The sequence below is a fragment of the Nocardia panacis genome, assembly GCF_003598715.1.
Classification (GTDB): Bacteria; Actinomycetota; Actinomycetes; order Mycobacteriales; family Mycobacteriaceae; genus Nocardia; species Nocardia panacis.
Window position 1 is genome coordinate 827,158 of record NZ_QZFU01000016.1, and the last position, 12,536, is coordinate 839,693.

11 protein-coding genes are annotated in these 12,536 nt (G+C 66.4%); 5 read left to right on the top strand and 6 right to left on the bottom strand.

Annotation, left to right across the window (positions count from 1 at the left end):
* Positions 1–193: 193 nt before the first annotated feature.
* Genes sdhC through D5S18_RS11995 form a run of 3 tightly spaced genes read left to right on the top strand, consistent with a single transcriptional unit; the run spans position 194 to position 3,738 of the window.
* Positions 194–1,024 carry a succinate dehydrogenase subunit SdhC gene (gene sdhC / locus D5S18_RS11985; RefSeq protein WP_120039922.1) on the top strand — a complete coding sequence of 277 codons (831 nt, stop codon included), beginning with the start codon at positions 194–196 and terminating at the stop codon, positions 1,022–1,024.
* 30 nt (positions 1,025–1,054) lie between these two features.
* On the top strand, positions 1,055–2,986 hold the full coding sequence (locus D5S18_RS11990; RefSeq protein WP_120039924.1) for a fumarate reductase/succinate dehydrogenase flavoprotein subunit: 1,932 nt from the start codon (positions 1,055–1,057) through the stop codon (positions 2,984–2,986).
* Between the two features lie 2 nt (positions 2,987–2,988).
* Complete coding sequence (locus D5S18_RS11995; protein WP_120039926.1) at positions 2,989–3,738, top strand: succinate dehydrogenase/fumarate reductase iron-sulfur subunit; 750 nt, start codon at positions 2,989–2,991, stop codon at positions 3,736–3,738.
* A 58-nt stretch (positions 3,739–3,796) separates the two neighbouring features.
* Here D5S18_RS11995 and D5S18_RS12000 read toward each other — a convergent pair whose 3' ends face one another.
* From D5S18_RS12000 to D5S18_RS12015, 4 genes are all read right to left on the bottom strand, one after another.
* Positions 3,797–3,934: a hypothetical protein gene (locus D5S18_RS12000; RefSeq protein WP_239003688.1), complete on the bottom strand. Its 138-nt coding sequence runs from the start codon at positions 3,932–3,934 to the stop codon at positions 3,797–3,799.
* 202 nt (positions 3,935–4,136) lie between these two features.
* On the bottom strand, positions 4,137–4,361 hold the full coding sequence (locus D5S18_RS12005; protein WP_120039930.1) for a DUF397 domain-containing protein: 225 nt from the start codon (positions 4,359–4,361) through the stop codon (positions 4,137–4,139).
* A 15-nt stretch (positions 4,362–4,376) separates the two neighbouring features.
* Positions 4,377–4,574 (bottom strand): DUF397 domain-containing protein, encoded by a 198-nt coding sequence (locus tag D5S18_RS12010; RefSeq protein WP_120039932.1) that lies wholly within the window; start codon positions 4,572–4,574, stop codon positions 4,377–4,379.
* Positions 4,567–5,490: a helix-turn-helix domain-containing protein gene (locus D5S18_RS12015; protein ID WP_239003689.1), complete on the bottom strand. Its 924-nt coding sequence runs from the start codon at positions 5,488–5,490 to the stop codon at positions 4,567–4,569. Before D5S18_RS12015 ends, D5S18_RS12010 begins: the two co-directional genes overlap by 8 nt.
* Positions 5,491–6,005: 515 nt before the next feature.
* On the opposite strand from D5S18_RS12015, the gene D5S18_RS12020 reads away from it, so the two are divergent.
* The gene (locus D5S18_RS12020) at positions 6,006–6,203 is read left to right on the top strand and encodes a hypothetical protein (protein WP_120039936.1); all 198 of its coding nucleotides are present in this window, start codon (positions 6,006–6,008) and stop codon (positions 6,201–6,203) included.
* A gap of 238 nt (positions 6,204–6,441) precedes the next feature.
* Here D5S18_RS12020 and D5S18_RS12025 read toward each other — a convergent pair whose 3' ends face one another.
* A complete protein-coding gene (locus tag D5S18_RS12025; protein ID WP_120040661.1) occupies positions 6,442–7,374 on the bottom strand; it encodes a DNA-3-methyladenine glycosylase family protein in 933 nt (310 codons plus the stop codon).
* Between the two features lie 404 nt (positions 7,375–7,778).
* Positions 7,779–10,529: an FAD-binding and (Fe-S)-binding domain-containing protein gene (locus tag D5S18_RS12030; protein WP_239003690.1), complete on the bottom strand. Its 2,751-nt coding sequence runs from the start codon at positions 10,527–10,529 to the stop codon at positions 7,779–7,781.
* A gap of 118 nt (positions 10,530–10,647) precedes the next feature.
* On the opposite strand from D5S18_RS12030, the gene D5S18_RS12035 reads away from it, so the two are divergent.
* Positions 10,648–12,528, top strand: coding sequence for an ABC transporter ATP-binding protein (locus D5S18_RS12035; protein ID WP_120039938.1), 1,881 nt, complete (start codon positions 10,648–10,650; stop codon positions 12,526–12,528).
* The last annotated feature ends 8 nt before the right edge of the window (positions 12,529–12,536 follow it).

A 12,536-nucleotide genomic window follows, 5' to 3' on the forward strand; every position in this document is an offset into this window, starting at 1 on the left:
TCCATTGTTTGCGGTCGGTTCACCACATCGCGAAATCGTCGAATGTGGCGCAAATCACTGGCATTCGGGCGGTCCCGCTTTACCGGGACCCTGCTCACGCGCGCTCGGGGGTGTCGTATGGTGCTCAGCATCACATTCGATTGCGGAGGTAATGAATGACCACCCGCACTGCAGATCAGCGAGGCATCCACCCGTGAGTGCCGCACCGACCGTCGCCCCGAAAACGGGAACCGGAGTATTCAGCAAGACCAGGGCCGCCCTCGGCGCGCGCACACTGCGCACCGACCGGTGGTGGGTGCCACCGCTGGCCACGGTGGTCGGGCTCGCGGCCTTCGTCGTCTACGCGACCATCAGATCCTATGTGCGCACGGCGTACTGGGTGTCCGACTATCACTACCTGACGCCGTTCTACTCGCCGTGCGTCAGCACCGATTGTGTGCCGGGGGCCAGCCATTTCGGCCACTGGTTCGGACATATCCCGGCCATTCTGCCGCTGGGTTTCCTGGTGCTGCCGTTCCTGCTGCTGTTCCGGCTCACCTGCTACTACTACCGCAAGGCGTACTACCGCTCGGTGTGGTTCTCCCCGCCCGCCTGCGCGGTCGCCGAACCGCACGCCAAATACACCGGCGAGACCAAACTGCCGCTGATCATCCAGAACGCGCACCGCTACTTCTTCTATGTCGCGGTGCTCGTCGCACTGATCAACACCTATGACGCGATCATCGCCTTCCACGGCAAATCCGGCGGTTTCGGTTTCGGGCTCGGCAATCTGGTGCTGGCCGGAAATGCGTTGCTGCTGTGGGCATATACGCTGTCCTGCCATTCCTGCCGTCATATCGCGGGCGGCAGGCTCAAGAACTTCTCCGCCCATCCGGTCCGCTATTGGTTCTGGACTCAGGTCTCCAAATTGAATACCCGGCATATGACGCTGGCCTGGACCACCCTCGGCACCCTGGTGCTCACCGACTTCTACGTGATGTTGGTGGCGAGCGGGACGATCTCGGATCCGCGATTCATCAACTGACCCACCACTACTTCCAGGAGTATCAGCGGCATGCCAGAAGTGGAACGGCACAGCTACGACGTCGTAGTGATCGGTGCGGGCGGCGCGGGACTGCGCGCGGTGATCGAGGCCAGGGAGCACGGACTGTCCGTCGCGGTGGTGTGCAAATCGCTGTTCGGCAAGGCGCACACCGTCATGGCCGAGGGCGGCTGCGCGGCCTCCATGGGCAATGCCAATGAAAAGGACAGTTGGCAAACCCATTTCAAGGACACCATGCGCGGCGGGAAATTCCTGAACAACTGGCGCATGGCCGAATTGCACGCCCAGGAGGCGCCCGATCGGGTATGGGAGCTGGAAACCTATGGGGCGCTGTTCGATCGGACCCCCGACGGCCGGATCAGCCAGCGCAACTTCGGCGGCCACACCTATCCGCGCCTTGCCCATGTGGGCGACCGCACCGGCTTGGAACTCATCCGCACCATGCAGCAGAAGATCGTCTCGCTGCAACAGGAGGATCACGCGGAAACCGGCGACTATGAATCGCGCATCAAGGTTTTCGCCGAATGCACCATCACCGAATTGCTCAAGGACGGCGACCGCATCGCGGGCGCGTTCGGCTACTGGCGCGAATCGGGCCGTTTCGTTCTCTTCGAATCGCCCGCGATCGTGTTGGCCACCGGCGGTATCGGCAAGTCCTACAAGGTGACGTCGAATTCCTGGGAGTACACCGGCGACGGGCACGCGCTCGCGCTGCGGGCGGGCGCGACGCTGATCAATATGGAATTCCTCCAATTCCATCCCACCGGTATGGTGTGGCCGCCCAGTGTGAAGGGCATCCTCGTCACCGAGGGCGTGCGCGGCGACGGCGGCGTACTGAAGAATTCCGATGGCCGGCGGTTCATGTTCGATTACATCCCACCGGTTTTCAAGGGTCAGTACGCCGAGACCGAGCAGGAGGCCGACCAGTGGTTGCGCGATAACGACTCCGCGCGCCGCACCCCGGATCTGCTGCCGCGCGACGAGGTGGCCCGCGCCATCAATTCCGAGGTGAAGGCCGGTCGCGGCACCGAACACGGCGGGGTTTTCCTCGATATCGCCTCGCGGTTGCCCGCCGAGGAGATCCGGCGGCGACTGCCCTCCATGCACCACCAGTTCCTGGAGCTCGCGGATGTGGATATCACCCGCGAGCCGATGGAGGTCGGCCCGACCTGCCACTACGTCATGGGCGGGATCGAGGTCGACCCGGATACCGGCGCGGCCACGGTCGCGGGCCTGTTCGCGGCGGGGGAGTGTTCGGGCGGTATGCACGGCTCCAATCGCCTCGGCGGCAACTCCCTGTCGGACCTGCTGGTCTTCGGCCGCCGAGCCGGACTCGGCGCCGCCACCTATGTCGAGGGGTTGGCGCAGCGGCCCACTATCGCCGACGCCGACCTCGCCGCGGCGGCGAAAGCGGCGGTCGCGCCGTTCGATCCGCCCGCGAGCGGTGCGGGCGAGAATCCCTACACCCTGCACACCGATCTGCAGCAGGCGATGAACGACCTGGTCGGCATCATCCGCAAGGAACACGAACTGCACACCGCCATCGCGAAACTCACCGAACTGCGCGCCCGCTACGACACGGTGCTGGTGGAGGGACATCGACAGTTCAATCCGGGCTGGCATCTCGCACTCGATCTGCGCAATATGCTGCTGGTCAGCGAATGTGTCGCGCAGGCGGCCCTGCAGCGCACCGAAAGTCGCGGCGGCCACACCCGCGACGATCATCCCGCCATGGATTCGGGCTGGCGCGGCAAACTGCTGGTGTGCTCCATCGATCCGGCGACAGCCACGGCCGCGGTGCCAGAGGTGCGGGTGCTCCCGGAGGATCAACTCCCCATGCGCGCCGATCTACTCGCCCTGTTCGATCTGGGCGAACTCGAAAAGTACTATCCCGCCGCCGAACTCGCCGGACATCCGGGGGCGGCCACGGAAGGTGAGGCGTGAGAATGGGTTACGACGCCAAATTCCGCGTCTGGCGCGGCGATCCCGACGGCGGCGACCTGCGGGACTACACCGTCGAGGTCAATGAGGGCGAGGTGGTCCTCGATATCATCCATCGGCTGCAGGCCACCCAGGCCCCGGATCTCGCGGTGCGCTGGAACTGCAAGGCGGGCAAGTGCGGATCGTGTTCGGCCGAGGTCAACGGTCGGCCACGGCTGCTCTGCATGACCCGCATGTCCACCTTCGCCGAAGATGAACTCGTCACTGTGACGCCGATGCGAACCTTCCCGATCATTCGGGACCTGGTCACGGATGTGTCGTTCAACTACGAGAAGGCCAGGGAGATCCAGTCCTTCACGCCGCCACCGGATCTGAAGCCGGGCGAGTACCGGATGCGTCAGGTGGATGTGGAGCGCTCGCAGGAGTTCCGCAAATGCATCGAATGCTTCCTGTGCCAGGACACCTGTCACGTGGTGCGCGACCACGAGGAGAACAAGAATGCCTTCGCCGGACCGCGTTTCCTGATGCGGGTGGCGGAATTGGAGATGCATCCGCTGGATGTGGCCGACCGACGCGAACAGGCCCAGCAGGAGCACGGACTCGGCTACTGCAATATCACCAAATGCTGTACCGAGGTCTGTCCCGAGCACATCAAGATCACCGACAATGCGCTCATCCCGCTGAAGGAGCGGGTGGTCGACCGCAAATTCGATCCGGTGGTCTGGCTGGGCAATAAGCTCTTCCGCCGCGAGTAGCCCTTCGAACAACCGGCCGGAACATCCGGCCGGTTGTTTCGGCGCACCCACGCACGAACTAGAGCAGTGCCACCACACCGACGGCGACGGCCCAGACCAGCAGCCCGACCAACAGCGCCGACAGGTAGGACCCGGTGAGGATGAATACCCCCACCCCCGACACCCCGAAGAGCAGCACGACGATCAACCGTTCCACCCAGTCGCCCGGCCGCAATTTCCGGTACCGGGGAACGGAATTCTTCAGTCCACGGTCCACAAAAACAGGGCTACCCGGCAGTACCGAGCGCCAAACACCTTTCCGTGGCCGAATCTGCGTCGATTCGTGATTTGCGTACCTCCGCCTTCGCTCCGGCCATGCGCGGGTCCGATCCGGGACCGGACCCGCCGCCGCGCCCGCGCTACTCGGGGCGATCGAACTCCCCGTCCTGTACACCCGCCACGAAGGCCGTCCACTCGCTCGGGGTGAAAATCAGGGCCGGACCATCGGGATCCTTGCCGTCGCGCAGGCCGACATGCCCCTCGGCGAGCATGGCCACCTCCACGCTCTCGCCATCGGCGGACTCGCCCGCCCGCTGCCACACGGCGGTGGCCAAATCGATATTCGCGCCGCTATTCATGCCCATTGATCAACCGCTCCTTCAGATTTCGCCGATCATGACCGCCGCGGTGAACACATCCCATTGCTCCCCGGAGAAGACGAGGGCGGGACCCGCGGGATTCTTGCTGTCGCGCATACCGATGCGACCATTGGCCAGATGCGCCACCTCCACGCAGTCCTTGGAGGCGCCGCTGCGCGTGCTCTTGAACCACTTCGCCCGCGCCAGTTCACTATTCATGCACATACTCCTTCGCCAGTTGTCGGAGCAGATGTCTGCTTGCCTGGATATCGAGTGCGCAGCGCCGCAACCGCTCGTGCGCGAGGTGGTACCGCCGGACATCGGCCGGTCTTTCGAGGTAGAGATCCCCGGTGAAACCCTCGACATAGACCACCGGTGGCTCGACCGGCTGCCCCCGCCCGTCCGCCCCGAAATCCAATACCGTGAACGGACCGGTGGCATCCCCCAGGGGGATGCCCGCCGTGAACGGCAGGATACGCAGGGTGAGGTTGGGGCGCGTACTCAAATCGGCAAGATGGCGTAGCTGCGCCGCCATCACTCTAGCGCCGCCGACCGTTCGGCGCAGCACCGATTCATCAAGAACCACATCGAGATTCGCGGGGGCGACCGGACGGGTCAACAGCGCCTGGCGCTGCATCCGCAATTGCACCCGGCGCTGCACCTCCTGCTCGTCCTGCGACCCACCCAGCCGGATCAGCGCCCGCGCGTAGTCGGCGGTCTGCAACTGCCCGAGCATCACCTCGGACTGGTAGGCGGTGAGTTTGGCGGCCCACGCCTCCAAACCCACATAGATCTCGAAGGTTTCCGGAATCAGATCGCCGTAGGCATGCCACCAACTCTTCACCGCGGCCTGCTGCGCCAGACCCGTCAACCCCTCGGCCATCGCATCCGGAATGCCGTAGATGCGACACAGCGCCCGCACATCGATGGTGCGAATGCGATCGGCCTGCCCCTTCTCCAGGCGCTGCAAAGTGCTTGCGCCCCACTCCATCAGACGCGAGGCCTCCGCGATGGTCAACCCCGCCTGCGCACGCCAATCGCGCAGGTGCCTGCCCAATTGACGACGGGGCAGGGTGGACGAGGGTTGCTCCTCGCGCTCCGTCTTCGGTCCCGCATTTGCCGATCTCGCTGACACAGCACGCTCCGTTCTGTGCTCGGCTGACGCCGCCTGCTCGAAATGCGCGCCCGAACGATTCGCTCGACTCACCGATCTCACTCGGGCACAGGGCGATTCATGAACCATCTTGGGCGGGGAAACAACAGCTCCCACCCATAATGGAGAATATTCCTCCCCCCAATGGGTTTTGTGCTGGGAATTCGCGCCAATTCTGCAGACTTGGAAAAACCATGCCTTTTGGGGCCGATCCTGTGGTGTGCTGAGAGTGTGCCCGGAGCGGAGCGCACCGTCCCCCCGCTCCGCGAAATCTCCGGGCACGCTTCACCAGTCGCCACGCAGGAACGAGGAGTCATGGCTGTACACGTCATAGGGTCGTCGTTGATGACCAGCGATTCATCTCCGCATCGGGCATCGTCGGCGCGGCCGACCCGACCGACGCGGAGCGCAGGACACGAAGGTCGGGCGCCTGCCTACCTACCCGGCCACACCCGCACCGACACGGTCGACGGCCGAACCCCTTGGGAGGCCGAGTAATGCCGGTGAACACCACCGACCTGCTCATCTGCGGCCGCGATCCAGGCCCGATCAACACCCGGCAGGCGCACACCGCGATGCAACTGCATCTCGACTGCACGGTCGACCGGTGCAAGGTGCGGCGGCGTGCCAGGACCACACTGGTCGAGGCGGGCAAATGCGTGCTCGACGAGCGGGCGTTGCGCTATCCGGTCTAGACGCTGCCGAGCGCCGGAGGCGGTAACGAAGTGTCACCACGTAGGCCACCGGGAACCCGCAAAACAAACACTGCGGTAATCCCTTGGTGGGCACGGTGATTCGCGATCCAATCCCGGTGGGTCGCGGATCGGCGCCCACCGTGATCGACGCCGGATTCCAGCGGCGCTCGATGATCGACACGGGGTGCGCTCGCAACCGCGGTGTGATCGGGATCGGATCTCTCGATGCGATCGGCGATCAGTGCCAGGTGTGATCGGTCAGCGGGGTGCGCGGCGCGAATTTGGGGCGGTGGGCCTGGCCGCTGATCTCGAGTAGGCGCACGGCTCGATAGCGGTGGGGGCGAAGGGGTTCGAGGTATTCGACCATTTCGTCGTCATCCAGCGGGCGACCGAGCAGGGTCCAACCGACGATCGCGGCCAGGTGATAGTCGCCGACGGACAGCGCGTCGGGGTCGCCGAAGGCGCGCTGGGCGATCTCGGCCGCGGTCCACACACCGATGCCCGCGACACCGCACAGCCTGCGAGTGGCCTCGACCGGATCGAGAGCGGCGGTGCGCTCCAGGGATTCGGCCACGCGGGCGGCGCGCACGAGGGTCTGTGCGCGCTGCGGGCCGACATTGGCGCGGTGATAGGCCCACGAGGGGATGCGCCGCCAGGTTTCCGCGTCGGGCGCCAGCAGCAGACCCTGCGCCGCAGGACCGGGCGCCGCGGTTCCGAAGCGGCGCACCAGGGTTCGCCAGGAGGTGCGCGCCGAGACGGTGTGCACCTTCTGCTCCAGCACGGCGGGCGCCAACGCCTCGAAGACCAGTCCGGTGCGCAGCATGCGCAGGCCGGGGTGGCGACGGTGCGCCTCGACGAGTTTCGGATGTTCCGGCGCGAAATCGGCGACATCCTCGTCCAGGCACAGCATGCGGTCGAGTCCGTCGAGGAATTCGGCCGCGCCCGGCCCCCATGCCGCCGCGTCGACCTCCCGCTGATGACTCTGGCGCAGCCGGTAGGTGACCGGACCCGATGGCATGCGGGAGGCGTGCCAGTGCGCGCCATCAGGGGTATCACGATGACACGGGTCACCCGCGCCGCGCCGCAGCGGGGCCAGCGTGGCCGCCAGATCGATCGGCCGCTCGACCGCCACGACACGGCGGTGGGCGCTCTCGATCGCGACGCTCGTCATCGGCACCATTCTTCCCCGCCCATCCCGCGCCGCGAACGTCGGGTTCCGAATTTCCCGAATTCGCCTATTGCACGACGAATTTCACATAACGGATATACCGATTAGATATAACACCATGATGTCTCCGATTTTGTAACGTGACGCGGAAATGCGGCGATATCGCACCCGATCGGCAAACAGCCCGAACGGGCCACGACGGAGGTATTCAGTGATCACCAACCTGCTAAATTGGCTGCTCGCCGCCTGGGGCACTGTGTCCGCGGGTAGCTCCGGGTACCAGATCCCGCCCGGCACGCTCCCCTTCGGCAGCTGAGTCCGGTGACTCGGCGGCTGAGCACTCGGCCGCCGAGCCACCGTCGGGCCGCGGGCTCCGATCGCCGCCCCGTCGCGGACCGGCGGATCAGTCAGCGCCCCAACAGGTACTGAGCCAGATGCCGACCCCGCCGGCCTGCCAGTTCCGCCGCCTGGGTGCGGCAGGAGAATCCGTCGGCCAGCAGGACCGCCTGCGGGTCGGCGCGCAGCGCGGGCAGGAGACCGTTCTCGGCGACGGCCGCGGAGATCCCGTATTTGCCTCGGCGCATGCCGAAGTTTCCGGCAAGTCCGCAGCATCCGGTGATCTCGGTCACCGTGGCGCCCGCCCGTTCCAGAATTTGCCGGTCCGCCGCGCAGCCCAGTATCGCGTGCTGATGACAGTGCGGCTGCACCACCACCGCATCGCCGGTCCGGTCCGGCGGCGTCCATTCCGGATGCGCGGCGAGGAATTCCGCCAGGGTGCGCACCGAGGCGGCCACGGCGGCGGCGCGCGGATCGTCCGGCAGCAGTTCCGGCAGATCCGAACGCAGCACCGCCGCACAAGATGGTTCGAGGCCGATGACGAGTCCGCCCGCGGCGACGTGTTCGCTCAGCGCCTCCACTGTGGCGCGTAACCGCTTGCGCGCGCCCGCGAGCTGGCCGGTGCTGATCCAGGTCAGGCCACAGCAGACGCGGCGCTCGGGGATCCGCACCCGATAGCCGAGCCCTTCGATCAATTCGACAGCGGCGGAGGCGATTCCCGGATCGAACGCATCGGTGAACGTATCGATCCACAGCATGACCTCGGGTTCGTCGCCCGGCGCCTGCCGCCGGCTCCGGCGGAAACCTCGCGGCGCCAGCCGCGGTACGTCTCGATGGCCATCGATACCCGCGGCGCGCAACCCGAGCTTGCGCAGCCACGGTATTGCCGCGAGTGCGTTGACGGTCTTGGGAATTCGCGTGGCGAGCGCGAGCCAGCGCGGCAACTGTCCGAGACTGTAGTGATCCAGCGGACGCGGTCGGCGCCGGTAGCGGCGGTACAGCGCCTCCGATTTGTAGGTGGCCATATCCACGCCCGCCGGGCAGTCCGAGCGACATGCCTTGCAGGACAGGCACAGATCGAGGGATTCGGCCACCGCCGGATCCGACCAGGGGAGCGCGCCGCGCACCACTTCCTGTAGCACGCGGGCACGCCCACGGGTGCTGTCCTTCTCATCGGCCGTGGCGAGATAGGACGGACACATGAAATCGCCTGCCGCGCGGCATTTTCCGACACCGACGCAGCGATGCACGGCGGCGCCGATATCGCCGCGATCCTCCGGGAACGCGAAACCGCCCGCGCTCGGAATCTTCCGCAGTCCGGCGAGGCGCAGATCGGCATCGAGCGGGCGCGGATCGACCAGTACACCGGGATTGAGCACATTGTCGGGATCGAAAAGCGCCTTATATCCGGCAAATACCTCCAGCACCGCCGGGGAGTACATGACCGACAACAGTTCCGAGCGGGCTCGTCCGTCACCGTGTTCACCCGAGAGCGATCCGCCGTAGCCGACGACCAGTTCCGCCGCGTCGAACAGGAAGGCGCGAAAACGCCGCGGCGCGTCGGCGATCGGCAGATCGAGGCGGACATGGATACATCCGTCGCCCATATGGCCGTAGAGCAGGCCGTCCACACCGTGCTGTCGGGTCAGGTCGGCAAAGTCCCGCAGGTAGTCGCCGAGGCGTTCGGGCGGAACCGCCGCGTCCTCCCAGCCCGGCCAGGCCGCTCGACCATCCGGTGTGCGCCCCGCCAGCCCGGCGCCGTCGGCCCTGATTCGCCAAAGTGCCGCAGCCGCAGCGGAATCGGTGATAATCCTGGTATCGAGTGCGGCGACCGATCGACGAAGCCGCGCCGCCTTGGCGGTCGCGTGCGCCGCGCTCACCCCGGCCAGTTCCACGAACAACCACCCGTCCCCGCGCGGCAGCTCGGGCACCGCCCCGCGATGGGCACGCACCACATCGACGAGGCGCGCGTCGATTCCTTCCACCGCGAGTGGCGCACAGGCCATGACGGCGGCGATATCGTCCGCGGCCGCGGCGATATCGGGATAGCCGAGCACCGCGAGCACCGTCGCACGCGGCAATTCCACCAGGTCGACGGTGGCCTCCAGCAGCACACCGCAGGTGCCCTCGGATCCGACGAAAGATTTCGCCACGGCCGAATTTCGTTCCGGCAGTAGATGTTCCAACCCGTATCCGGATGCCTGGCGATCGAATCGGCCCAAATCGGTCCGCAGTGTCGCCAGATTGGCGCGGGTGAATTCGGCGAGTCCCGCTACGGCGGACAGGTCATTGGCGAGGATTCGCTGCGTGCCGGTCCCATCCAGGATGCGCAATTCCCGCACCGTATCGGAGGTGCGCCCCCAAGCCACGGCCCGCGGCCCGCAGGCATTGTTTCCGATCATGCCGCCGAGCGTGCACCGATTCTGGGTGGACGGGTCCGGCCCGAATCGCAGCCCGTGCGGACGCGCCGCCGCCTGCAACCGCGAGAGCACGACTCCCGGTTGCACCCGCGCGACCCGCCGCGCCACATCGATCTCGGCGATGCCATCCATATACCGACTGAAATCGAGCACCAATCCGGACCCGATCGCATTCCCGGCCACCGAGGTCCCCGCCCCGCGCGCCGTGACCGAAATCCCTTCGGCCCTGGCGAATTCGAGCACCACACCGATATCGGCCGCGCTGCGGGGAAATATCACCGCCTCGGGCAGCACCCGATAGTTCGACGCGTCGCCGGAATATTCCACCCTCCTGCGCATCGACCCATCCACGACCCCATCGATCCGCCCGACCAGCGCGGACACCATCCGACCCTCGCCCATCCCGTCAGCCTAGGCCGTGCCCATTACGCCGACGGGGAAATACTTGTCCTCAATATTTGTTGAGGTTCTAGTGTCGGCGGGGGCGGATTGAATGATCCGCAGCGCGGAAGGACGGCTAATGAGTATCGAATCGGTGGCGTGGAGCCAGTTGTATCGGCAGGCGCATGCGCCCGAGGATCGCCGTGGTTTCAGTCGAGCCACAGCGCGACGAATCCTGCGTTTCGCGCGACCCCATCGAGGGCCGCTACTGGGGTTCTTGGTGCTCAGTGTGGTGTCCGCGCTGTTGGCGGTGGCCAATCCGGTCCTGGCCGGGCGGGTGGTCAATGACATCGTGGGGCATTCCGCACCCGGTTCGGTGGCGACACTCGCGGCGATCATCGGGTTGGTCGCGGTGCTCGATGCCGGACTCGGCGTTGTCATCCGATGGTTGTCGGCGCGGATCGGCGAGGGCCTGATCCTGGACCTGCGCACCGCCGTATTCGATCATGTGCAGCGCATGCCCATCGCCTTCTTCACCCGCACCCGCACCGGCGCGCTGGTCAGCAGGCTCAACAACGATGTGATCGGCGCGCAGCGCGCCTTCAGTTCCACACTGTCCGGGGTAGTCACCAATATCGTGACGCTGCTGCTCACCCTCGTCGTCATGATCCGGTTGTCCTGGCAGATCACCCTGCTCGCGCTGATCCTGCTGCCGCTGTTCATGCTGCCCGCGCGCCGCATCGGGGACCGGGTCGCGGGTATCCAGCGCGAGGCCGCCCAACTCAATGCCGCCATGAGCACCCAGATGACGGAGCGTTTCTCCGCGCCGGGTGCGACGCTGGTGAAACTGTTCGGCAGACCAGGGCAGGAATCGGCCGAATTCGCGCTGCGCGCGGGCCGGGTCCGCGATATCGGCGTGCGCACCGCCATGTTGCAGACCGTCTTCGTCACCGCGCTGACGCTGGTCTCGGCGCTCGCGGTGGCGCTGGTGTACGGACTCGGCGGTTGGTACGCGCTGCGCGGCCAGTTGGACGCGGGCGCCGTGGTGGCGCTCTCGCTGCTGCTGACCCGCCTCTACAGTCCGCTCACCGCGCTGGCGAGTGCCCGCGTCGATGTCATGTCGGCGCTGGTGAGTTTCGAGCGAGTCTTCGAGATCCTGGATCTCGAACCGCTCATCCAGGACGCACCCGGAGCGAAACCCGTTCCGGCAGGCCCGGTTTCGGTCGAATTCGATAATGTGAGCTTCGCCTACCCGGCCGCCGACAAGGTGTCGCTCGCCTCGCTGGAGGATGTGGCGACCCTGGATACCCGAGGCGGGGTCGAGGTGCTGCACGGCATTTCCCTGCGCGCCGAGCCGGGTCAGATGATCGCGCTCGTCGGCTCCTCCGGCGCCGGGAAATCGACCATCGCCCAACTGGTTTCGCGCCTCTACGAGGTGGATGCCGGCGCGGTCCGACTCAACGGCGCCGATGTCCGCGAACTCACCGCCGAGTCCCTGCGCGACACCGTCGGTCTGGTCACCCAGGACGGTCACCTCTTCCACACCACGGTCCGGGAGAATCTGCTGCTCGCTCGCCCCGAGGCCACGGAAGCCGAACTCTGGGACGCGCTCGAGCGCGCACGCCTACATGACCTGGTCACGAATATGACCGACGGCCTCGACACCGTGGTCGGTGAACGCGGCTACCGCCTCTCCGGCGGCGAACGCCAACGCCTCACCATCGCCCGCCTGCTGCTCAAGCAGCCCCGGGTGGTGATACTCGACGAGGCCACCGCCTCCCTCGACTCCACCTCGGAGGCCGCCGTCCAGGAGGCACTGGCCGAGGCGCTCGCGGGCCGAACCGCACTGGTCATCGCGCACCGGCTCTCCACCATCCGCAATGCCGACCGGATCCTGGTCATCGAGGACGGCCGCATCGTCGAGAGCGGCCCCCACCTGGAACTGCTCGCCGCCGAGGGCCGCTACGCGGAGCTCTACCGCACCCAGTTCGCCGACGAACCCGTCACCGCCGCCGCATGAGGCCCGCG